21 protein-coding genes and 1 riboswitch are annotated in these 22,727 nt (G+C 46.2%); of the genes, 13 read left to right on the top strand and 8 right to left on the bottom strand.

The window, feature by feature from the left end; translation table 11 throughout:
• The first annotated feature begins 40 nt into the window (after positions 1 to 40).
• The 3 genes from ASC49_RS00650 (at position 41) to ASC49_RS00640 (ending at position 4,770) form a co-directional block, all read left to right on the top strand.
• Complete coding sequence (locus ASC49_RS00650) at positions 41 to 2,623, top strand: TRAP transporter permease (protein ID WP_055461282.1); 2,583 nt, start codon at positions 41 to 43, stop codon at positions 2,621 to 2,623.
• 145 nt (positions 2,624 to 2,768) lie between these two features.
• On the top strand, positions 2,769 to 3,371 hold the full coding sequence (locus ASC49_RS00645; protein ID WP_055461281.1) for a flavin reductase family protein: 603 nt from the start codon (positions 2,769 to 2,771) through the stop codon (positions 3,369 to 3,371).
• Between the two features lie 85 nt (positions 3,372 to 3,456).
• A complete protein-coding gene (locus tag ASC49_RS00640) occupies positions 3,457 to 4,770 on the top strand; it encodes a GGDEF domain-containing protein (RefSeq protein ID WP_055461280.1) in 1,314 nt (437 codons plus the stop codon).
• Between the two features lie 16 nt (positions 4,771 to 4,786).
• Here ASC49_RS00640 and ASC49_RS00635 read toward each other — a convergent pair whose 3' ends face one another.
• Positions 4,787 to 5,209 (bottom strand): TOBE domain-containing protein, encoded by a 423-nt coding sequence (locus tag ASC49_RS00635; RefSeq protein ID WP_055461279.1) that lies wholly within the window; start codon positions 5,207 to 5,209, stop codon positions 4,787 to 4,789.
• A gap of 205 nt (positions 5,210 to 5,414) precedes the next feature.
• Here ASC49_RS00635 and ASC49_RS00630 point away from each other — a divergent pair, with 205 nt between their 5' ends.
• Entirely contained in the window at positions 5,415 to 7,181 is a 1,767-nt protein-coding gene (locus tag ASC49_RS00630; RefSeq protein ID WP_055461278.1) for a sensor domain-containing diguanylate cyclase, read from the top strand.
• Between the two features lie 53 nt (positions 7,182 to 7,234).
• On the opposite strand, the gene ASC49_RS00625 is transcribed toward ASC49_RS00630, so the two are convergent.
• The gene (locus ASC49_RS00625; RefSeq protein ID WP_055461277.1) at positions 7,235 to 8,512 is read right to left on the bottom strand and encodes a cation:proton antiporter; all 1,278 of its coding nucleotides are present in this window, start codon (positions 8,510 to 8,512) and stop codon (positions 7,235 to 7,237) included.
• 324 nt (positions 8,513 to 8,836) lie between these two features.
• Positions 8,837 to 9,181 (bottom strand): cupin domain-containing protein, encoded by a 345-nt coding sequence (locus ASC49_RS00620; RefSeq protein ID WP_055461276.1) that lies wholly within the window; start codon positions 9,179 to 9,181, stop codon positions 8,837 to 8,839.
• Between the two features lie 800 nt (positions 9,182 to 9,981).
• Here ASC49_RS00620 and dctP point away from each other — a divergent pair.
• The 3 genes from dctP to ASC49_RS00605 all read left to right on the top strand — a co-directional run bounded on the left by dctP (position 9,982) and on the right by ASC49_RS00605 (position 12,871).
• Positions 9,982 to 10,989: a TRAP transporter substrate-binding protein DctP gene (gene dctP, locus ASC49_RS00615; protein WP_055461275.1), complete on the top strand. Its 1,008-nt coding sequence runs from the start codon at positions 9,982 to 9,984 to the stop codon at positions 10,987 to 10,989.
• A gap of 72 nt (positions 10,990 to 11,061) precedes the next feature.
• Positions 11,062 to 11,571 carry a TRAP transporter small permease gene (locus tag ASC49_RS00610; protein WP_055461274.1) on the top strand — a complete coding sequence of 170 codons (510 nt, stop codon included), beginning with the start codon at positions 11,062 to 11,064 and terminating at the stop codon, positions 11,569 to 11,571.
• Position 11,572: 1 nt separating this feature from the next.
• Positions 11,573 to 12,871 carry a TRAP transporter large permease gene (locus tag ASC49_RS00605; RefSeq protein WP_055461273.1) on the top strand — a complete coding sequence of 433 codons (1,299 nt, stop codon included), beginning with the start codon at positions 11,573 to 11,575 and terminating at the stop codon, positions 12,869 to 12,871.
• A 166-nt stretch (positions 12,872 to 13,037) separates the two neighbouring features.
• On the opposite strand, the gene thiD is transcribed toward ASC49_RS00605, so the two are convergent.
• A complete protein-coding gene (thiD, locus tag ASC49_RS00600) occupies positions 13,038 to 13,844 on the bottom strand; it encodes a bifunctional hydroxymethylpyrimidine kinase/phosphomethylpyrimidine kinase (RefSeq protein ID WP_055461272.1) in 807 nt (268 codons plus the stop codon).
• A gap of 79 nt (positions 13,845 to 13,923) precedes the next feature.
• A riboswitch (TPP riboswitch) is annotated at positions 13,924 to 14,022 on the bottom strand.
• A 249-nt stretch (positions 14,023 to 14,271) separates the two neighbouring features.
• On the opposite strand from thiD, the gene modA reads away from it, so the two are divergent.
• Genes modA through modC form a run of 3 tightly spaced genes read left to right on the top strand, consistent with a single transcriptional unit; the run spans position 14,272 to position 16,823 of the window.
• Positions 14,272 to 15,027: a molybdate ABC transporter substrate-binding protein gene (gene modA, locus ASC49_RS00595; RefSeq protein WP_055461271.1), complete on the top strand. Its 756-nt coding sequence runs from the start codon at positions 14,272 to 14,274 to the stop codon at positions 15,025 to 15,027.
• Between the two features lie 6 nt (positions 15,028 to 15,033).
• Positions 15,034 to 15,723: a molybdate ABC transporter permease subunit gene (modB, locus tag ASC49_RS00590; RefSeq protein WP_055461270.1), complete on the top strand. Its 690-nt coding sequence runs from the start codon at positions 15,034 to 15,036 to the stop codon at positions 15,721 to 15,723.
• Entirely contained in the window at positions 15,720 to 16,823 is a 1,104-nt protein-coding gene (modC, locus tag ASC49_RS00585; RefSeq protein WP_055461269.1) for a molybdenum ABC transporter ATP-binding protein, read from the top strand. Before modB ends, modC begins: the two co-directional genes overlap by 4 nt.
• Before the next feature lie 34 nt (positions 16,824 to 16,857).
• Here modC and ASC49_RS00580 read toward each other — a convergent pair whose 3' ends face one another.
• Together ASC49_RS00580 and ASC49_RS00575 are read right to left on the bottom strand one after the other, a co-directional pair.
• Positions 16,858 to 17,682, bottom strand: a complete 825-nt coding sequence (locus tag ASC49_RS00580; RefSeq protein ID WP_055461268.1) for a TOBE domain-containing protein — start codon at positions 17,680 to 17,682, stop codon at positions 16,858 to 16,860.
• Positions 17,675 to 18,607 carry a DHH family phosphoesterase gene (locus tag ASC49_RS00575; protein ID WP_055461267.1) on the bottom strand — a complete coding sequence of 311 codons (933 nt, stop codon included), beginning with the start codon at positions 18,605 to 18,607 and terminating at the stop codon, positions 17,675 to 17,677. The genes ASC49_RS00580 and ASC49_RS00575 overlap by 8 nt, the downstream gene beginning before the upstream one ends.
• A 202-nt stretch (positions 18,608 to 18,809) precedes the next feature.
• Between ASC49_RS00575 and ASC49_RS00570 the strand changes: the two genes are divergently transcribed.
• From ASC49_RS00570 to ASC49_RS00560, 3 genes are all read left to right on the top strand, one after another.
• A complete protein-coding gene (locus ASC49_RS00570) occupies positions 18,810 to 19,652 on the top strand; it encodes an ABC transporter substrate-binding protein (protein WP_055461266.1) in 843 nt (280 codons plus the stop codon).
• A 117-nt stretch (positions 19,653 to 19,769) separates the two neighbouring features.
• Complete coding sequence (locus ASC49_RS00565; protein WP_055461265.1) at positions 19,770 to 20,324, top strand: TetR/AcrR family transcriptional regulator; 555 nt, start codon at positions 19,770 to 19,772, stop codon at positions 20,322 to 20,324.
• Positions 20,325 to 20,390: 66 nt separating this feature from the next.
• Complete coding sequence (locus ASC49_RS00560; RefSeq protein ID WP_055461264.1) at positions 20,391 to 20,930, top strand: lipocalin family protein; 540 nt, start codon at positions 20,391 to 20,393, stop codon at positions 20,928 to 20,930.
• Between the two features lie 11 nt (positions 20,931 to 20,941).
• Here the strand turns inward: ASC49_RS00560 and ASC49_RS00555 are convergent, their stop codons facing one another.
• The gene (locus ASC49_RS00555) at positions 20,942 to 21,376 is read right to left on the bottom strand and encodes a GtrA family protein (RefSeq protein WP_055461263.1); all 435 of its coding nucleotides are present in this window, start codon (positions 21,374 to 21,376) and stop codon (positions 20,942 to 20,944) included.
• Positions 21,377 to 21,417: 41 nt separating this feature from the next.
• The gene (locus ASC49_RS00550) at positions 21,418 to 22,617 is read right to left on the bottom strand and encodes an MFS transporter (RefSeq protein ID WP_055461262.1); all 1,200 of its coding nucleotides are present in this window, start codon (positions 22,615 to 22,617) and stop codon (positions 21,418 to 21,420) included.
• Positions 22,618 to 22,727: the final 110 nt, after the last annotated feature.

Here is a 22,727-nt window from a genome sequence, read left to right as displayed (position 1 = left end):
GGCGCTTTTTCTTCTTTTCGTCAACACTTAGGTAACTACTATGTCGACAGAAAACTCCACAGCGTTGGATACCGATAAGCTTAATGAAATGGTTGCTGAAGCGGACACGGGCAAACGTGCGCCGCATGGTCGTTTCGCGTTAGGGCTACTGTTTCTGGTGCCGCTTTGCTGGTCTTTGTTTCAACTTTGGATTGGCTCACCTCTACCATCGCAATTTGGTTTTGGCTTTTTAAACGATACTCAGTCCCGTGCGTTACATTTAGCGTTTGCGGTGACTTTGGCATTTATGGCTTTTCCTGCATTCCGCAGCAGCCCAACTAAACACATTCCCATTATTGACTATGCCCTGGCTGCTATCGGTGCTTTTTGCGCTTCTTATTTGTTTTTATTTAACGATGAGTTAGCCATGCGTCCAGGCTTGCCGACGACCTTAGATTTGGTGGTGGCTGGGACAGGGTTGCTATTAACGCTTGAGGCCGCACGTCGCTCGCTTGGGCCACCGCTAATGATGGTTGCGATTGTGTTCCTGCTGTATGTGTTTTTCGGAGATTCATCTTGGTTGCCTGAAATTCTTCGTTGGAAAGGAGCATCGTTTGAAAAAGCCATGACGCATATGTGGCTGACAACAGAGGGGGTATTCGGTATTGCCCTTGGTGTCTCTTCTGGTTTTGTATTCTTATTCGTATTATTCGGTGCTCTACTCAACCAAGCGGGGGCTGGTAATTACTTTATTCAGGTCGCATTTGCTTTATTAGGCCATATGCGCGGCGGTCCAGCTAAAGCTGCGGTGTTGTCTTCGGCAATGACTGGCTTGATTTCTGGCTCGTCGATTGCCAACGTGGTGACCACAGGTACATTTACCATTCCGTTGATGAAGAAAGTCGGCTTTAGCCCTGAAAAAGCGGGTGCGGTAGAAGTATCTTCATCGGTAAACGGCGTGATCATGCCACCGGTGATGGGAGCTGTGGCTTTCTTGATGGTGGAGTACGTAGGTATTCCATACATTGAAGTCGTAAAACACGCGTTCTTACCGGCCACCATTTCCTACATTGCTTTACTATACATTGTTCATCTTGAAGCCCTGAAAGCGGATATGCGTGGCTTACCTCGCTCGACGCCAGTCCGTCCATGGAAAATTGCCTTACTGCGTTCAGGCATCATTATGTCGAGCATGATGATTCTGGCGGGTGCTTTGTATTACTTAGTATTAGGTATTAAGTGGGCATTAGGTGACTGGTCAAATATTGGTTTGTTACTGTTAGTCGTACTTGGCTACTTTGCCTTGCTGTACATCTCGGCACAATCTAAAGATCTAGACATGGGTGATACCAACGGTGAAATCGTCAAGCTACCTGTGTTTGCCGATATTTACCGTTCAGGCCTTTACTATCTGGTGCCATTGATTGTGTTGGTTTGGTTCCTAATGGTGGAGCGCAAGTCGCCGGGCTTATCCGCTTTTTGGGCAAGTATGCTGATGGCGTTTATTCTGATTACGCAGAAGCCGCTCAAAGCATGGTTCCGTCAGCACAACGGCATTGGCGCTCAATTTAAAGAAGGTGCTTGGGACCTAATTGAAGGCTTGAACACCGGTGCGCGTAATATGATTGGTATCGGCGTAGCGACAGCCACAGCAGGTATCATCGTAGGTACCGTGACGCTTACGGGGGTTGGTCAGGTGATGGCTGAATTCGTAGAGCTGATATCCGGTGGCGTGCTGATCATTATGCTACTAATGGTGGCCTTGATCTCCCTTGTCTTAGGTATGGGATTGCCAACCACCGCTAACTACATCGTAGTTTCGTCGCTGATGGCGAGTGTTGTGGTGGAATTAGGGGCTCAGTCTGGCTTGATCGTACCGATGATTGCGATTCACATGTTCGTGTTTTACTTCGGTATCATGGCGGATGTAACACCTCCGGTGGGCTTGGCTTCTTTTGCTGCGGCGGCTGTCTCTGGCGGTGATCCGATTAAAACCGGCTTCACGGCATTCTTCTACTCGATGCGTACGGCTTTGTTACCATTCCTATTTATCTTCAACACAGACTTGTTGTTGATTGATGTGACTTGGTATCAGGGTATCGTGGTGTTCTTTGTTGCTTTGGCTGCAATGTTGATCTTCGCAGCAGGTACGCAAGGTTACTTCTTTGCTCGCAGCAAACGTTGGGAAAGCTTAGTATTGCTATTGGTTGCGTTTACATTATTCCGCCCAGGTTTTTGGCTGGATCAGATTATTGCGCCACATGAACATTACCAAGGTTCTGAGTTAACTCAATACATTGATCAGCATCCTGATCTTGCTAGTGTTCGCTTGGCCGTAGAAGGTGAAAACCTAGACGGTCGCTGGATTCAGAAGACGGTTGATTTGCCGTTAAGTGCATCCGGTTCAGCAACGGATCGCCTGCTAGACGGTTCGGGTCTGGAGGTTCGCGATGAAGACGGTCGAATCTACATTGATAATATTGCTTGGGGCAGTATTGCTGAGCAAATGCAATTGGATTTTGATTGGGAGATCACTGGTTTTGATGTGGAGAATGAGCGACCAGCAAAAGAGTGGTTCTTTATTCCGGCTTTCTTACTAGTGTTTTGGATCATACGCCGCCAGAAAAAACGCCTAGCGGCTTAAATGATAGTGCTACTCAAAAATCGGAGCTTAGGCTCCGATTTTTGTTTTTATGCCTCCTGACATAATCGTCGCATGAAGTCTTGCATCGTCCGTGATAAATATATAAGTTAAATCTAATTTAATGATTACCTAATTGGAGGGTGATATGCACATTGCTACCGAATCTTTAGCGACGTCGGATGTTTATCGTTTATTGGTGGGTGGAGTGACGCCGCGTCCTATTGCTTGGATTAGCACTCGATCTGAAGAGGGTGTCGATAATATTGCTCCATACTCATTTTTCAGCGTAGTCAGTGTGAATCCGCCAGTACTCAGCTACACCCAAGTAAATCCTCGCACTGGGGAAGACAAAGACACGCTGAAAAATTTAATCGCGACCAAAGAATGTGTGGTGCATGTGGTGGATTCTACAGCGTTGGAAAAAATGAATCTGACATGCGCCGATTTGCCACCAGATCAGAGTGAGTTTGATTTTGCAGGGATTGATTCAGAAGCCAGTCAAATGGTTGAGCCTCGTTCAGTGAGTGCGGCGCCGGTGCGTTATGAATGCCGCCTGCGTGAGATTGTTCGTATTGGTAAAGATGCTGGCAACGGAACTCTGGTTATGCTGGATGTACTGTCTGTCTATGTGGCAGATGATTTATATCAAGAGGGTGCCATTAATCAGCGCAAGTTAGACAGCGTAGGTAAGATGGGGGGCGACTTTTATAGCTTCACCAAAGAGCTTGAGGTCTTAGCGAGACCGTAGTTTCTAAACTTTGAAGGGTTGGAATCATGGGCTAATCGGGCTATAACAAGGTTTCTATGTAAATCGCGTGTCCCTAGGGAGGCCCATGACAGTCCCAACTAGTCCCTTAGAACCCCATTCATATGATCATCTTGTTCACATTCGAGATCATTCAGACGTTGCTTTGTATGAGCTGATCCCTGATGTGGTGTGGTTTTTCGATTTAGACAAGCACGGCTGGTGGTGGGGAAATTCTGCTGCCGTAAAATTCTGGGGCTTAAATCATGTGGATGAGCTCATAAACAAAGATTTATCTGGCGATACCCAAGGCGCTAAAGATCGCACTGCCCAAACTTTTGAGCTAGCGGTGCAAAATGGCCTTACAATTGACCCTTGGACCACCTATCCCAACGGCAAACCGAAAACCCTATACATGCGCCATCGGGCGGTGTTGTTAGGGTCAGAAAAGCATCGTGGCATCATTGCTTTTATTAATGAAGAAGTGAATCTTGGAGATACGCCAGAAAATTTATTGCTGGTGGAAGCCATGCGCTACACCAATGTGGCTGTGACCAGTTTTACTCTTACAGGTGATCCAGTGGTGGAAAATCCTGCTGCCACGGAAACTTACAAACACATCAATCGAAATCGATTAAGCCAAGACAACTTTTTCCTAGAGCGCTTTGTTAATCCTGAGGAAGGCAAAGCCATGTTGGCGCAAGCCGTTGCTGGTCAGGGTGGTCAGTGGACGTATCATGTTCACACCGCAAAAGGCGAGCGTATTCACACTCTAGATGTGCGTATGACGCGACACCCGCTCTCAGGAGATTTCCTGTTGTTGATGTCTGAGTACGATGTTACGCCACTACATGAAGCTCTGGATGTGGCGGAAATAGCTCAAGAAGAACTGCGACAATTGGCTCACTACGATGCCGTGACCGGTATTCCATCGCTGCGTTACTTAATGGATCAAGAGCGCGCATTGATGCAGTCTGTAAAGCAATCCGGCCACCCTCTAGCGGTCTTATATATTGACCTAGATGGTTTTAAAGAGGTGAACGATAACTGTGGTCACGAAACCGGGAACAAAGTTCTGACACAAGTGGCGCGCCGATTAAGTGATACGGTAGAAGGGAAAGGAAAAGCCGTTCGTTTAGGTGGGGATGAGTTCTTAATTTGGTTGGATAAAATAGCTGATAAAGATATTGCCATTGACGTTGCCCAAGCCTTGCTGGCGCAAATCCAAATACCGATAAAAGTGTCACCCTGTTGTACTATCAATGTGAGTGCCAGCATTGGCGTGGCCTTTCACCAGCTACATGGCCAAACTCTGGATGAAATTATTCAAGCAGCCGACAGGGCCATGTATACCATTAAACATGCGGGTAAATGCGGTGTCCGAGAAGCCTCACTAGCCTAATGATAAGAGTGTTTGATTAGGTAACCATTAAAATAACGCTTGGCGCTTTAAAAAGCGCGCAGGCGTGGTTGCCCACAGCAAGGCCCAATTCATTTGCGCTGGTATTGGTAACCATCGCACTCACTTGTTGACCTCCACCAATGTCCAGTGTGATGTTGGAGTTAACGGCACCGATTTCGATTTGAGAAATGACCCCTACCAGTTTGTTGCGCGCGCTAGTAACGACGTTTGTGTCGCTGCTTAAAATAACGGATGAAGCTTTAATCAGAGCTATGCATTCATGGCCAATCGCTAAGCTAAGATTGGTGACGCTTTCTTGTGTGACGATCGCAACGACAGATTGGTTTGCGCCAATATCCAAAACGACTTCTGAATTTACGGCTCCAGCGTTGAGCTGCTTGATAATGCCAAGGAATTGATTCGGTGTGCTTGTTGCCATTTTGGACTCGCCTTAGTCAGATTTTTGCCTGATGTGCTCTTAATATCGTGGTTGTAAAGTTAGGTTGTTAAGATTATCGGGACCAGTGCCTAGGAAGCAAAGTGATCATTCGCAGCTTAATTAGCTAATTAGAATACAATAGCCATGCAGTACATGCTGCAGTAAACTAACATCAATAAGATGTATTTTTAGGTTGTCAAAATATATGTCCGATAAAGCGCTATCACTATTAGAGATAATGGGTTTAAAGGACTTGTCTGAGATATTGGATAATTTTTATCAGATAAGTTCATGCATTGCTTATCTTATGGATGGTGATGGCTTTGTCGTGGCTCGCCCCTGTTTAAGTGGACAACATTTGGATGTGAAACAGAGTTTTCAACGCTCGGTAAATATTGCCGGATGCGAGCCTTTTTTCGTGTGTGTTGTGAGCCAAAAGACAGCGGTTAATCAGAATCAAGTCCCGCCGAAAATTCAAGCATTATTGGATAGCTTGACCAGTCGATTACAATTTGAGGTCGCAGCTAAACTGCCGAGCAAAGGTGTAGAGTTCTCGTTTGAACAGGACCTATTACCCCTGAAGCAAATTTTGCAGGTTTCCTCTATGGCTGTTGGTTGGTCAAATATAGAGACGGGGGAAATTGAATACATAAACCCTTCTTTTGAACAAATGTTTGGCTACTGTCACTCTGACATTCCTACACTGGTTCAATGGTTTGAAAAGGCCTTCCCCGATGAGGTTTATCGTCAAACGGTTCTACTGCCTTATTATGAAAACAGCCTAGAAGCTCAGAAACGTGGCGATCTTACAAAAAAAACCTCATTGGTGGTGGCTTGTAAAGATGGCTCCTTACGACATGTAGAATTGACAGTCACCTACATGGGGTGTCGACGTTTAGTGAGTTATATTGACGTGACTGACTACTTTAATATCCAAGAACGGTTGCAGGTCAGTGCTCGCTTGCTAGAAATGGTGGCGAAAGGAAGTAAGCTTAAAGACATCATGTTGGCTTTGGTGGAGCAAGTGCAATCTGAGTTACCGGGCTCAATTTGCAGTGTGTTAATGGTAGATGGAAGTCAACGGTTGCGCAGTTATGTTGCCCCTAATTTGCCTAATAGCTATTTGAAAGCGATTGATGGTGTTGCTGTAGGACCGTCCATTGGCTCATGTGGTACTGCGGTTTATCGTAAAGAGCGTGTAGTCGTCGAGAATATTTATGATAGTGAGTTGTGGCAGAACTTTACTCATTTGGCGGATTTGGCTGGCGTAAAGTCTTGCTGGTCCGATCCAATTATCGCCAGTTCAGGCGAGGTATTGGGGACGTTTGCCATTTATTACCCTTATCCATCAGTCCCAACCGAACAGCACCTTGAGCTAATAGACTTTGCGAGTAACTTAGCCAGTGTGGCCATTGAAAATCGCCGAGGGCAGCAAGCGCTGGAAAAACGCGCCAACTTTGATCATTTGACGGGGCTTTCAAACCGAGGACATTTTTTTGAGTCCGCTGAGCAGACACTAGAAACCTTGATAGTAGACAAGACCCCGTATTGCATGATAATGCTGGATATTGATCATTTCAAACAAATTAATGATCGCTTTGGTCACAGGGCGGGAGATAAAGTGCTTATCCAAGTCGCTGGGATTATGTTGGATACTGTTGAAGACGTAAATCTGGTCGGGCGAATCGGTGGAGAAGAATTTGCAATCATGCTGATAGATGTGGATCAACAAAAGGCATTCGAAATTGCGGAGCAGATTCGAATAGCGGTAGAAGCTCAGAAAGTACCAATAACCGACGAGCAAGCTGTGTCGGTGACGATCTCCGCAGGCATTGCCCAATGCCATGAGCATTCTGAATCTGCTATCAGCATTGATCGATTGTTTGGTCGTGCGGATGAAGCCCTATATCAAGCCAAATCATTAGGGCGAAACCGCGTCAAGGTTTTCTCAAAGAATAATGTGACAGAATAGAATAACCACTGCCAAACGCTTGTTTGGCAGTGGAGTGAACAATTTTCTAGTGGCTAGGACTCTACGGTTTTGCCTTCGTCAATGCTGCGCTGGATGATCGGAGAAATGGTTGAACCCTGCACAATGATTGAGAAAATGACCACAATGTAGGTCACGACCACGATTAAGGTGTGATAGTCCGAGTTATTAATCATAATCTCTCCCTGTGGAATCGATGCGGCCATTGCTAATGCCAACCCTCCACGCAAGCCTCCCCAAGTTAAGATTTTCACTGAGTGTGGATCGTAGCTGCGGAAGCGGCGAAAGATCTTATACATGGCGCCGACACTGATAAAGCGTGCTAGCAATACAATTGGGATCATTAAAATGCCTAAACCGACTTGCTCCCATGTGACTGGTAGAACCACCACTAATAGACCAATCAAGATAAACAGTAATGAGTTCAAGAAAGCATCAATCGTGTGCCAGAAGTGATGCATAGTAGTCTGGCTGGCCTCTGAAAAACCTTTCGTGTGCGTTACGTTGCCAATAAAAATGCCGCTGACTACCATCGCCAAAGGGCCTGAAATGCCAATGACATTGGCCAGCGCGTAACCTGCGGTTGGAATGCAAAGGGTAATGAGCAGCTCGATACTGGTATCGTGACTGGTGCGGATAAGCCAGTGAGCGATCAGAGCAATAACAAGACCAAATGCCACACCACCGACCGCGTCTACTAGGAAAAGCTCTGCCACGCCTGAAAAAGTGGGTGTTTCACCAGAGAATGCAAGGGCGAAAATAGTGGTAAAGATCACCAAGCCAATACCATCGTTAAACAGTGATTCTCCCTCCACTTGTACTGAAATGCGCTCCGGTGCGTTCATTTTCTTAATGATAGCTAATACCGCAATTGGGTCAGTTGGGCTGATCAAAGCGCCAAACAGTAGGCAGTAAATAAAGGGCAGATTCCAGCCTAATAGATGCAGCGTCCCGTAGCAGAGGGCGCCTACAATAAAAGTGGAAATGATGGTTGAGATAAACGCCATGATGGCGATTTCCCAACGCTGATGCCGTAGTAGTTTTAAATCAATTTCAAGCGCCCCTGCGAACAGCAAAAAACCAAGCATGCCGTTAAGCAACAGCATATTAAAGTTTAGGCTAGCGACGGAGGTGCTGATGGCTTCAGTGAAACTGTTGTCATAAAACTGAGTGAATCCCATTAATAATAATGAGATGACAACCGAGCCGGTTGTGATTGCAATGGTGGTTTGCAGTTTTAAGACATATTGATTACTGAATGCGATTAAAATCGCGACAACGGATAAAAGACAGAGGAAGTACCAAGCGTTCATATAGTTCCCATAAATTGGCAAGCATGTTTACAACTAAACGCCCACAAATGAAGGGAAGGGTTGGGTGCTTGTAGGGAAAGCAGACAGTCGACGTTTAGTTTTAAACACGAGAACGTCGGTAGTATATGCCTCTAAGCAATAAAAGTTCCGATTTATTTTGCTTATCCTAGAAAAACACTTATTTAAGTTAAATAAGTAAACAAAATGTTAAGAAGTCTTGCAAAACCATACGTCTTGCTGATTGGGAAGGCTGTGACTAAAGCGCGGAAATTGCGTTCGGACGGTAAAGGTGCGCCTGCCTAGGCGGCAGGCGCGAACAGATTCTTACGCGAATACGAAGTATTTACGAACTGTTTCAACAACTTCCCAAGTACCTTTCATACCTGGCTCGATTACGAACACATCGCCGCCTTTAAGGTGTTTAGGCTCTTCGCCTTCAGGAGTGATGATGCAGTAACCTTCTAGGAAGTGACAGAATTCCCACTTGTCGTACGCTACTTCGAATTTACCAGGAGTACAGATCCACGTACCCATGATTTTGCTGCCATCTTCAGATAGGTAAGCGTTTAGGTTAACTGTGTGTGGTTCGCCCTCGATGCGTTTCCATTTAGTTGCATCAACAACAGGAGTTGGGCAAGTTTCGCGCATTACAGTAATGAAATCAGACATGACAGATCCATTTATTGAGTTAGTGATACTGCATTGTAGAGTTCTATAGCGTGCGTGGGTTGCCTCGTACCGACCAATTGTTGTGTGATTCGTGTCGTATTCCTTTGGCTCAGTCAAACTTGCCATGAAGTCGCTAAATGCGTGCCATAAAAATTCGTAACAAGTGATTACTTTAATTATTCGGCATGCAGGAGGCGGTTACAAGTTGGGCCAGTAATTCGACCAGCACGGCATCAATGATGCTATTTCTAAGGCGTCGGATGTTGGGGTGAAAAATAACGATCAGGTCACAGTCAGCAAGCCAGACGAGGGTTGATGTCGTAAATAGAACGCTTTGTCTTGGTTCTTGCTTTTTTATAGGGATAAGTTGATTAGCATCAAAATGGCGCTATTTTGGTTAAATCAATAGCGACACGTATACTCAGATTTTTTTGAAAATCCTACCGTTTAGCAGCTCTAAAAATCTATGTCTACTTTGAAAAAATGATATATGTTAATATTTTTCAATGACTTTCATGTTACCAATGAAAATGCACTCGCTAATGGCCTGAATGGAAGTCAAGCATCATTTGCGACATAAATACTATCTCTAATTGTCGCTTATTAGAACATGTTAATATTAGAAATGTGTAATTGTGTAAGCATTATGTAAGAAAAGTCGTAAGCAGGGTATGCGACCGATCCGATATAAATGGTGGTGCTTTGAATGGCGCGCTCGCTTGCTCTAGCGAGATGTTATTCAAGACACTTTTCGCGGCAACCTCGTGTTGCTCGTATCAAAAAAGAAAGGAACGAACTACATGAAAGGCATCCAAAATAAGTTCAGAACATTGCTTTCAACAGCTGTGGCGACAGCGTGTTTGATGAGTGCCAGTGCGGATGCACTGACATTACGTCTAGCAACTGACTCAGGAACAGCGGGATCACCAGCAGGTGACGCTCTTAAGAAATGGGGTGAACTCATTGAGCAAAAATCTAATGGTGAAATCGAAACGCGCGTTTTCTACCAAAACGAGTTAGGCGGTCAGCAAGAAGTTTTTGACCTTCACGTTGCAGGTGACGTTGACGTAATGTTGAACTGGCCAATGACGTCATACGACAAGCGTATCGGTGTTATCTACACACCTTACATGACGCTATCTTGGGATGAAGCGCTTAAAGCCTACAGCCCAGGTGGTTGGGTAAACAATATGTTGGGTGGTGTTTACCAAGACATCGGTTTGAAATTCTTTGGCCCTTGGCCAGAAGGTTTTAACGGTGTTGGTTCACGTGGTAAATACGCGCTTACTATCAAAGATGCTGAAGGTCTGAAAGTACGTACGATGACGGTATTCCCAGCGCCGCAAACGATGCAAGCGCTAGGTTACCAAACGGCTGCGATCGACTGGGGCGAAGTATACACGGCTCTACAAACGGGTGTAGTAGACGGTGAAGCGGGCAACGTTATTTACTGGGATTACGAGTACTTCCGTGACTCTCTTGACTACTTCGTTCAAACCAAGCACTTCTTCATGACAGGCGTTCTTTCTATGAACCTTGATGCTTGGGATAACATGACGGAAGAAGAGCAGAAAATTGTTCAAGAAGCTGCAACGGAAGTCATGAATGACCAGTTTAAAGCGGCAAAAGAGCAAGACGATCACTACATTGCGGAAGCACAAAAAGCAGGCATGGAATACTTTGAGCCAAGCGATGAGCAAATCCGTGAATTTGCCAAGGCTGCGCGTGAGAAAGTATGGCCTCTAATGGACGATGAGATCGGTTCTGAGATCATGGATGTGATCCGCAAAAATGCTTCACCTTTATAAGTTGTCATTGCTGAAGTAACTCCTTTTAGACCAGCCCATCTCGGGCTGGTTTTTTCTTAAACTGGAGCAATAATGTTTACGTTTTTTTCTAACTTAGATAAACGTGTCGGCTGGTTGTTAGAGGCTGCGGCGTTTGTGTCGAGCCTATTAGTGGTTGGCCTGATGCTGTTTCTAGTATTGGCTCGTTATGTGTTCGGTTGGTCTATCGTCGGCCTACTTGAGCTGATTATGCTATTTGGTATGTGGCTTTATATGCTGGGTGGTTTAATTGCTAGTCGTCGCAATGAACACCTAGTGGTTGACTTTGTTGAACTTCAAATCACTGATGAGCGGATGAAGCTAATACATAAGGCTTTTATTTCACTCATCACTTTTACGATCTGCGTATTCTTCGTTGTGTTGTCGTACCGTATGTTGGCTTGGGGTATGCGTCGTCCGCAATCCTCTCCGGGTATGGGGATTCCTATCTGGCTGCCACAAGCTTCAATCATGTTGGCAGCAATTGGTTGTACTTGTTACTCACTGCGCGACTTTATTTGTTCAGTTGCCAGTGCGCGTCGTTTAAGCAAAGAGGGTCAGTAGTATGGATGGTTTAATTGCAGTTGGCCTGCTGATGCTGCTGATGATTATTGGCGTGCCAGTCGCGTGGTCGTTTGCTGGGGTATTAGCGTATTTGGTGTACGCTTACGATGCGAACTTAAACACCTTAATGTTACAAGGTTATCGTTCGTTAGATTCGGTGATTTTGATTGCTTTACCGTTGTTTGTATTGACGGGCTACTTGATGCAGAGCGGCGGTATTGCCAAGCGTCTGGTGGACTTTATCGAGGTTATGATTGGTAAGCGACGTGGTGGTATGGGCGCGTCGATGGTGGTGGCATCGGGTATCTTCGGTGCGATTGCCGGTACCGCAACAGCCGCAGTAGCGTCGATCGGTACCATCATGATTGGGCCTTTGGAGCAACGTGGTTACCCACGAGGCTATTCTTCGGCGCTACTCGGTATCTCGTCTTTGTTGGGGATCTTAATTCCGCCTTCGATTACCATGATCTTGTTTGCTGTTGTGACTCGCCAGTCTGTAGCGGCGTGTTTCGCGGCATCAATTGGTCCAGCAATCTTGCTGATTATTGGACTAATCATCGCTAACCGCTTTAGTGTGGGGCGTTTCTTTGATGAGATTAATAATGCGGCAACTGAAGGGATGGAGAAGGCTCCAAGTAAAGCTCGTGCAACCTTGCGTGCGTTCCCAGCTTTGTCTTTGCCAATCATTATTTTGGGTGGTATCTACGGGGGGATCTTTACACCAACTGAGGCGGCAGCTGTAGCGGCCTTCGCGGCAATGATCATCGGTTTCTTTATCTATAAAGATTTAACAGTGAAGCGTTTCTCACGCAGTGTGATTTCTGCTGCTGAAACCACGGGTACAGTGATTCTGATCTTGCTGTTTAGCTTTATGATCGGTCGTATCTTGGCCATGGAACGTATCCCGCAAGACCTAACACAGATGGTTAGCGCTCTGATTGATAACCCATTGTTGATTTTGATTGCGGTAAACGTATTTCTAATCATCGCGGGTATGATCATGGATGACGTATCGGTGACGGTTGTGGTTGCGCCATTGTTTATGCCATTGATGGTGGAAAGTGGTGTGCATCCAGTTCACTTTGCTTCAATCGTTGCTTGTTCGGTGGTGATCGGTGCTAACAGTCCTCCAGTTGCGCCAATCTTATATATGGCGTGTCGTATTGGTCAGGTGTCGATCCACCGTACTGTAATGCCTGCGTTGGCCTTGATGGGCTTCGTGGCAATGCCAGTGATGCTGATTACAACATTTGTGCCTGAATTGTCGTTGTTCATACCTCGCTTGCTTGGTTTTGTATAAGCAGCCAATAGACTAACAACTTTTCAGTCTTGAAGAGCCAGCCCTCTAGGAAGAGGGCTGGCTTTTATTTGGCTGGTGGACCTGTTCTCAATGAGATTGTCACCTAGTTGCGGTTCTAGAATCCGTCTCGTATACAAGGGAAGCCATTGGCAATATAGATCTCTGATTAGAAGAGCTTGTAGAAATGATGAACGGGGCCGTGACCTTTGCCGATTTGTAGAGTATCAGCGTACGCAATGGCTTGGCTCAAGTAGCCTTTTGCACGGGCTATGGCATCTTCAAGTGCGAGCCCCTGAGCCAAAAACGAGGCAATGGCTGCAGACAAGGTACAACCTGTACCATGGGTATTCTTGGTCGCTATTCTTGGACTAGAGAAAACCTGAACTTGCGTTTCTCTGATTAGCCAATCCTTACTTTCTTGCTCCGTAACTAAATGCCCACCTTTCAACAAGATAGCCGCAGGGAAGCGTTTTAACTCGTCCACCATGGTTAACGCTTCAGCTTCTGTTAGAGGTGTTTCTCGATTAAGTAAAGTGGCTGCTTCCGGTAAGTTTGGAGTGATTAAATCTACTAATGGGAACAGCTCAGACCGCATGGTTTGAATGGCTTCTTGCTGTAGCAGTAAATCTCCACTGGTGGCCACCATGACCGGATCTAATACAACAAAAGAGGGGCGGTAATAGCGCAGTTTATCTGCCACGACCTTGATGATGTTGGCATCGGCTAGCATGCCAATCTTAACCGCTCTGACTTCTAAATCACTGAACACTGCATCTAATTGTGCTGCTACGTGCGCGACTGGAATCGGGTGGACATCCATTACCCCCAGTGTATTCTGTGCGGTCGTGGCGGTAATCACACTGCAAGCATAGCTACCTGTAGCGGAAATGGCTTTAATATCAGCTTGAATGCCGGCACCGCCGCCGCTATCCGAGCCAGCGATGGTTAACGTAATGGGTGTGGGTTGGGTCATAAAGGTTCCTTTACGACGCAAAGGAACGAGAAGGCGGCTCAAGCAACCATACTCGCTAAGATTGGCGGCTGGCTGGAGCGGAAGCTTTCCCATAGTTCCCTACGTCAGTGCTAACTGAATCAGGTTCAACGGGTCTCGCCTAAGCGATCTCAGCAATCATGCTCCCCGACTATGTGGCGCCAATCATAACAACCAGCCGCTCAGAATAGCTAGGTTTAAAATAGTTTTATTGCCTCAATTGCAAGCCAGTCATATGTCCCATCAGTCATAGACGATAAAGTTTTCTTTCTACGACATTCCGGTGATTTTTTCAGCGTAAAGCGCTCTTTTATGAATAGGGAGTCTTGATGAATTTCGTTATGTAATGGATTATATAGCGAAATTTGGATGGCCATGTAGGCCTAGATCGTAATCAAAGGAGAATCGGATGAACTTAATGAAACAGTTGCCTTGGTTAGTGCTCGGTTGTGTGGCAGCAACTCATGCGTCGGCTGACCAAGTTCATGCGGCGGTTGCAGCGAACTTTACTGGTGCGATGAAATCGGTTGTAGCGCAATTTGAAGCGGACACGGGCCACGATGTGGTGTTGTCATTTGGATCATCAGGCAAAATTTTGGCGCAGATTCAAAATGGCGCACCATTTGAAGTGTTTCTTTCAGCTGATCAAGCTAAGCCTGAAAAGCTAGAACAAGATGGCTTTGTGGTGGATGGCAGTCGTTTTACCTACGCCATTGGGGCGCTGGCGCTGTGGTCATCATTACCGGACTTTATTGAAAACGATGACGCTCGATTAACCTCAGGTGATTTTAATAAGTTGTCATTAGCAAATCCTAAATTGGCTCCTTATGGTCTGGCCGCGACAGAAGTACTCGAAGCGCTAGGTCTGACGGAAGCGACTCAGGCTAAATGGGTTCAGGGTGAGAACATTGCGCAAACCTACCAATTCGTTGCTACCGGAAATGCCAATTTGGGTTTTGTGGCTCTGTCGCAAATCATGTCAGAAGGTCATGTGACACAGGGTTCTAGCTGGATTGTACCAAGTGAGCTGTATAGTCCGATTCGACAAGATGCCGTGTTACTTAAAAAAGGCCAAGACAATCTTGCGGCGCGTGATCTGATGGCTTACTTAAAAAGTACTAAAGCACACGAAATCATCCACTCTTATGGCTATAAAACTGAGTAATTTAATATGTTCACCGAAGCGGATCTGGACGCTATTTGGCTCACTCTTCGATTGGCCACTACGGTCACTATATTGTTGCTGATAGTTGGTACGCCCATTGCCTGGTGGCTGGCGCGTACGCAGTCATGGTTTAAAGGTCCTATTGGCGCGATTGTGGCACTGCCTTTAGTTTTGCCACCAACGGTGCTTGGCTTTTATATGCTGATTGCCATGGGTCCAAACGGGGTGATTGGTCAGCTAACCCAGCAACTGGGCATTGGCTTATTGCCGTTTAGCTATTGGGGATTGGTGATCGCTTCGGTGGTGTATTCATTACCTTTTGTGGTGCAACCCATTCAAAATGCCATGCAGGCTTTAGGCGAGCGCCCAATAGAAGTGGCAGCGACACTGCGCGCAGGACCGTGGGAGCGCTTTTTCTGCGTCGTCCTACCGTTATCCAAACCGGGCTTTATTAGCGCTGCGATTTTGGGATTTGCTCATACAGTCGGGGAGTTTGGTGTGGTGCTGATGATCGGTGGCAATATCCCCCAAGAAACTCGCGTGGTCTCGGTGCAGATTTATGACTATGTGGAGGCCATGGAATATGGACAAGCTCATGTTTTGGCCGGGTTAATGGTGGCATTTTCATTTGTGGTGTTGCTTGGCGTGTATGGCTTTCAGCGTCAACCGGGTAGTGTCTGGGGAGTGAAGACATGAGCATATTATCAGGCACCAGTATTCATGCGCAGTTTCGCTTAACGCGTCAAAGTAAGGGGCTTGCGCCGTTTGAATTGGATGTAGCGACCGAGTTGCCTGCTCAAGGTGTCACGGCGATATTTGGTCACTCAGGTTCAGGTAAAACCACTTTTTTACGATGTGTCGCTGGACTAGAGCGCGCTCAGTCCGGCTATCTCGAAATAGAAGGTCAAGTTTGGCAAGATGCTAAGCAGTTTATGCCAACACATAAACGTCCCCTAGGTTATGTGTTTCAAGAATCGAGTTTGTTTGAGCACTTAACCGCTTTTGGCAATCTAAAATTTGCCATCAAGCGAGCAGAAGAACCCACCAGTTCGGAAGACTTCGATCGGATTGTCTCTTTAATGGGCATTGAACCGATTTTGTCTCGTTATCCAAAGCAGTTGTCCGGTGGCGAACGCCAACGGGTTGCGATTGCCAGAGCGCTATTGATTCAACCGCGCATTCTATTGATGGATGAGCCTCTGGCGTCTTTAGACAATGCGCGCAAGCAAGAGATTTTGCCTTATCTTGCTAAGCTTCGCACAAGCTTAGATATTCCGATTCTCTATGTTAGTCACGCTGTGGATGAAATTGCTCAACTTGCAGATCATGTGATGGTTTTGGAAAGTGGTAAATTAGTGGCTCAAGGTGCGTTATCTGAGGTCTTTTCGCGTACAGACTTAAGAGCCTTATCAGGCTTTGATACGGGGGCGGTATGGCAAGGGCAAGTGATCGAACGTGAGCCGCAGTGGCATCTAGCGAAAGTGGCTTGTGGTGCGTCAAACCTATGGGTGCGAGATGTAGGGGATGAAGTGGGGACTAAGATGCGTCTGCGTATTTTGGCGCGTGATGTGAGTCTGTCCCGTTCTGAAGCGGATGAGTCGAGTATTGTGAACCGTTTGCCTGTCACCATTTTAGATATCACACCAGATCAAGATGCCGCCATGGTGCTGATCCGATTAGCAAGTGCCGAGCAGGTGTTGATTGCGCGCTTAACAAAGCGCTCATTAGACACTATGCAATTAGCAGTCGGTCAGTCATTGTGGGCACAGATCAAGTCAGTGGCGATTGTGCGTTAGACAAGTCAGCGTTTCCTTTATGAAAAAGCCGACATCAGTCAGCTTTCATCAAAATCACACTTGGGGCTTTAAAGATCGCCGCGATGGGATCATTAATCTGTATTGCTAAGGTCTCTAAGCTGTTGTTTGTGATCACTGCATTCAAGGTCTTGCTGTGTCCCAAATCAATGGTGATATCGCTGTTAACGGCCCCTTCCATGATACGACTGACAGAACCGATAAGGCGATTACGTGCGCTGCTGGCAATATGAATGTCTTTGCTTAATAAAATCGCGCTTTCGCTGACCAGCGCGATGGTTTGTTTGCCAATTTGTAAGGCCATTTGCAGAGCGCTGTCTCGGCTAATCATTGCTACGATGTGCTGTTCAGCGCCAATCGCTAAGGTGACTTCGGTATTCACTGCACCATGTTGAATATCGACAATTTGTCCGCGAAACTGATTTCGGGCGCTGGTTAAGGTCTGCTCCGAGCGGACAAAGTTAGCAATATCATCTAATGAGTGAAGTTGTTTGCCTAAACGAGCTAAAAAGGCAGCATGCTCTTCCATCAAAGCTTGAAAACCATCGATGATGCGCTCACCTAGCTCGGTCAATTGAGTGCCGCCCCCTTTAGCGCCGCCACTAGCACGTAATACCAAAGGCTCAGCGGAAAGGTTATTCATAGCATCAATACGATCCCACGCAGTTTTATAACTGATGCCTACCTCTTTTGCGGCTTTAGAAATAGAGCCCGTGTGTTTTACGGCGCGCAGCAAGTCGATTTGCTGTGAGGCAAACGCACTCTGGCCAGTTTGCAGAAAGACACTGCCTGCAAGCTGGCCAGCTAGGTTTTGCTTAGCATTATTGAGTGGATCAGCCATCTTTATTGATGATGGCAATGATGTTTTTTAATGCTTGTTCTGCTTGATCATTGGCGATCTGACAAGTTCCCGCGTTCATATGACCGCCACCACCGTATTGAAGGCATAGCTCGCCAATATTGGTGTTTGAAGTGCGATTTAGGATGGACTTACCAATCGCAAAAACTGTGTTCTGTTGCTTCAACCCCCACATTCTATGGATGGAGATATTACAGTCAGGGTACAACGCATAAATCACAAAACGATTAGTGGTGTAGATGGTCTCTTCGTTTAAAAGGTCAAGCACCACGAGATTACCGTGCACCGAGGCGCAGCGCTGAATTTGCTCTTTGGCTTTGGCGTCGTGCTCCATGTAAAGATCGACACGTTCTTTAACATCTTCCAGCGCCAAAATTTCTTCGATGCTATGGCTCTTGCAGTAATCAATCAGCTGCATCATCAACTGATAGTTGGAAATGCGGAATTCACGGAAACGGCCAAGACCTGTACGTGCATCCATGATGAAGTTCAGCAGTACCCAACCTGTCGGGTTCAGTACTTCGTCTTCACTAAATTGAGCCGAGTCTCCTTTGTCTACCGCATCCATCATTTCTTCTGAAATGGCCGGGAAGCGATCTTTGCCCCCATAGTAGTCGTATACGACACGTGCGGCAGACGGGGCATTAGGATCAATAATGTGATTTTCGATGTTGCTGTCGTTTCGAACCGTTTCACTTAGGTGATGGTCAAACGCTAGATGACAGCCAGCAACATAAGGCAGGTTAGTGGTGATGTCCTTAGCAGTGATATCGATTTTGCCATCCTGCATATCTTTAGGGTGCACAAATAAAATATCGTCAATTAAATCCAAATCTTTTAGAAGAACGGCACAAACCAAACCGTCAAAATCACTACGAGTTACCAGTCGAAATTTATCGCTGCTCATTTTTTCGTCCCTAGCTGAAATCAATAACAATGGTTTTAAGTGTAACAGCGAATATTGGGTGCTGTGTGAAAATTAATGTAACGCTTTATTAAGTTGATTGCATGTTCAGTTTCATGTTTTGAAACAGGATGTTGTGACAAATCAATCGATATTTAATAAATAATAAGAATTATTATCAAATATTGATCAAAAAGGAAGTGTTATGAAATTCAAACAGTTACTGATTGCTGGCGTATTGATCGCGGCTCAGGCTCAAGCGAGTGAACGTTTAGTTAGCTATGACTTAGGCAGTGTCGATACTTTACGTGCTTTGCAGGCAGAAAGCCAAGTTGTGGGGTTGCCAAAGCAATCACTTCCCGCCTATTTATCTGAATTTACTCACGCTCAATACAAAGATGTGGGCAGCTTAAAAGTACCAAATGCGGAAGCGGTTGCCGCATTAGAGCCTAGCCGTATTTTGATTACAGGCCGTCAAGGAGACGCTGGCCTTGCCTTATCGAGCATCGCACAAACCGACACAGTCGCTTTAGCAGAAGGTGCTTACTGGCCTGCTTTTGAAAAGCATGTAATGGCGTTAGCGACTCTCGTTGAAAAGCAAGCGCAAGGCCAAGAAGCCTTGCAAGCTCTGGCGAGTGATCTTGCTGTGATGAAGCAAAAAGTGGCAGGCCAAGCCGTATTAACGGTGACACACAATGCAGGGGGCTTCAGTGTGCGTCAAGACCCGATTGCCACTGAGTTGCTAGGCATGACCCAAGTGGCATTACCGGACACAGTAAAACCGATTCAACGTGGTGCTCGTACCTTTATGCCGGTGACGGTTGAAGACATCGCCGCGGCCCATCCGAAAGTTCTGTATGTGGTAGATCGCAGTAAAGCGATCGGACAAGATGAGCAAGCACTGGATGTAAAGTCGCTCCAGATGAAACTAGAGAGCTTGGGGGCAGACACTAAAGTAGCGTACCTGAGCCCAGGTCTTTGGTATTTGTCCGGAAACGGTTTGGAAAGTGTTCAACTGCAAGCGAAAGAGTTAACAAAAGCGCTATAACCAACGCTGCAGCATGGCGTAATAGTAGGGGGCGAAATGATTCGCCCCTTTTTTATGTCAAAAATGGCATAATGGTTGGGATTTTCATATACATTCTAATCAGTTAAGAGACAGCAAATGGCTAGAGGACGTCCCTCCAAAAAAGGTTTGATCGCGGATGCCGCGTTGAACCTATTCAAAGTGGCCGGATACCAAGGCACCAGCATTGACCAAGTGGTGTTAGAGGCCGTCGTCTCAAAGCCAACGGTGTACAGTAATTACCCATCGAAGTTGCTGTTATGGCAAGAAGTATTACGTCAGATTATCGAACGAAGCGCGTTGCAATTAGCGCAACTTGAGACCTCGCTCAAACAAAGTTCTTGTCGCTTTAGCGATGGCTGGCTTGCTATTTGGCAAACATGGTCCACAGCGGATGACCGGTTGGCCGCTTACCGTATTCATTGGGGCGAGCAGCATAAGCTGAGTCAGGATGAGCAGCATTTATTTGATTCCCTAGAAGCTGAATTGGTGGGCTGTTTGAAACGCTGGTTAGCGCTTCATGGTCTTGCTGAGTCTTATTTTTTTACCTTGTTTGCGGTGTCGCGAGAAGCTTACTTGTTGCCTGCAATTCGCCAGCGTCAGAGTGAATGTGTAAATCTTGCGCAATTGATTGAGAAACTAGTAGAAACCTAAGGTTTTAATAAGCCAATAGCGTTCCTGCTACGTAATAATAATCTCATTAAACAGGGAGGCTTTATTATGAAACGTATGTGTTGGATCAGTACCAGTATTGTAACGCTCTTGATGCTGGTGGGTTGTTCCGTATCCGCCCCTAAAGGCATCCTGCCGGTAAGCCAATTTGAATTGCAAGATTACTTGGGCAAGTGGTACGAAATTGCTCGGCTAGATCATAGTTTTGAAAGGGGTCTTAGCAATGTCACAGCTGAGTACAGTATGCGTGATGACGGCGGTGTAAAAGTAGTCAACCGTGGTTATTCCGAAGAGGAACAAGCTTGGCAGGAAGCAGAAGGCAAAGCATACTTTGTGGAAGACCCAAATACTGGGCATTTAAAAGTGTCATTCTTTGGTCCTTTCTATGGCGCTTATGTCATCTTTAATCTAGATCAGGATTATGAATACTCCTTAATCGCTGGCCCCGACCACTCCTATTTCTGGCTACTTTCGAGAACGCCAACCATCTCGAAAGACAAACAAGCAGAGTTGATTGCCAAAGCCGAAGCTGCCGGATTTGATACAGATAAATTGATTTTTGTCGATCAGGGTATGCATCAAGACTAGATCGCGAACCGTTATGGGTAATCCACAACATCGTCGGTTTTGCGTTTAAACACCCAATATTTGGAGAGAACGAAGTTTAAACAATGGCCGACGAATATGCCTGGTAGCATCGCCGCGACTGGGGCAAAACTCCAGTCTGAGTAGTGCGCATAAACATCGCTGCAGATTGTCAGCCAATACAAGCCAACATTCGGTAATAAGCCGACTAAAGAGGCCACAGCAAACTGCGTGGCTTCTTTAAGTTTGGCGTCCAACGTGGCATGTTCTTTAAAGGTATATAGGCGATGGCACAGCCAATTGGTCAAGACTGCCAAGGCAAAAGCCAAGATGCGGGCCCACATTAAGGGAAGCTCATCTGCCAACAGCCAAAGGACGGCAATGTCCACCGCAAAACTGATTTGACCGACCACGCTGAACTGGAAGAACTGCAAGATAGTAGATTTCATGCCCCATACTAGACTGCAGTCCGTGACAACTTAATGACGAGTTAGCTGTCTAGGCGACTCGCTAAGAATGCAAACAGGCTACCCATCAAACACACGAATAGCACTAAGCCCACCATGCCATATAAGCCAAAAGCAGTGATTAATGTTGCGAAGCTTGGCGGTCCAACCGTTGCCCCTAGATTACCCAGCTGCGCAATCAATCCATAGCCATTGGCCTGTTCTTCACTGTTACGAGCAAGCCTCGGAATCATCGCCAGTGCAGCGCCAGGTATCAAACCAGCAAACAACACCATCTGGCTAATCAGAAGTGTAAACACGATGACTGAATCATAGAGCTGTGACAGTAAAATTGCACCAACGGCTAGGCCAGCATAAGCAAGTTGAGCGACGCGTTGTGGACGCATTATATATTGTGACAGAGTACCAGCAATGAAAGTCCCAGCAGTACTCAATAGGGGTAATACGACTTGCATGGTAGTGCGCAGTGAATTGGACTCAATAAAGTTCGGGATATAGGTCAGCAAAGAAACCAAGGTACAGGTATAAAACACAAACACCAAACCGGGTAGTAGGGTTTGTGGTGTGCGGTAGATTTTACCAAGTTTTGTAAAGTAGCCATCGTTGTTCGGGAGCGGTGTCGCGCTGTAGCGTCCCTCGCCCTTTTCTAGTAGCAGCAATAAGGCAATCAACATACTGGTCATAAATAAACCATGAGCCAAGTACAAACCGCTTAACTCAAAGTGAGTGATTAAAGGTTTACCAAACAGCCCTGTTAACGCAAACGCAACCCCAAAGAATGTGCCCCAGAGTCCCATTGTAATTGAGCGATGTTGTGGTGCACTGAGTTTCGCAATCATAGTTGGAGCAGCTACCACCACGCCTAATTGCGAAAAGCCTTCGAGCACACGAGTGGCCATCACTACTTCAAAACTTGGCAAAGTTGCTTGGATAAACGACAAGCAGGCTCCCAGAGTCAGGGCGCCAATTAATACTTTACGATAGCCAATTTTGCCCGCCATAAGCCCAGCGGTAACACCAAAAATAAGGCCAATAGTACCGACGACCGAGATAGACGCGCCAGTCCAAGTAGGGCCTGCTTGGTAGTAGGCTAACAATTCGTTGTAGGAGACGGAAAACTTGGCAAACTGCATCGCGGCGCTGATGCCTGCGAACCAAAGTACAAACACTTCCATCCATGCAGTTTTTTGAGGGGGATTTTGAGCGGTGACGGCACTTGCCATATATAGTCCTTCAATTAAAACGCGCCAACACTAGGCAAAGGTCGCCCAGTGTAAACCATTTGGTCAATGTTTTTAATGTGAAGAATACGAATTAGTAAAAGCTTAAGTCG

The organism is Marinomonas fungiae (assembly GCF_001418205.1).
Classification (GTDB): Bacteria; Pseudomonadota; Gammaproteobacteria; order Pseudomonadales; family Marinomonadaceae; genus Marinomonas; species Marinomonas fungiae.
Note: the sequence above shows the minus strand (reverse complement) of the source record. Positions and strands in the feature narration are given on the sequence as shown.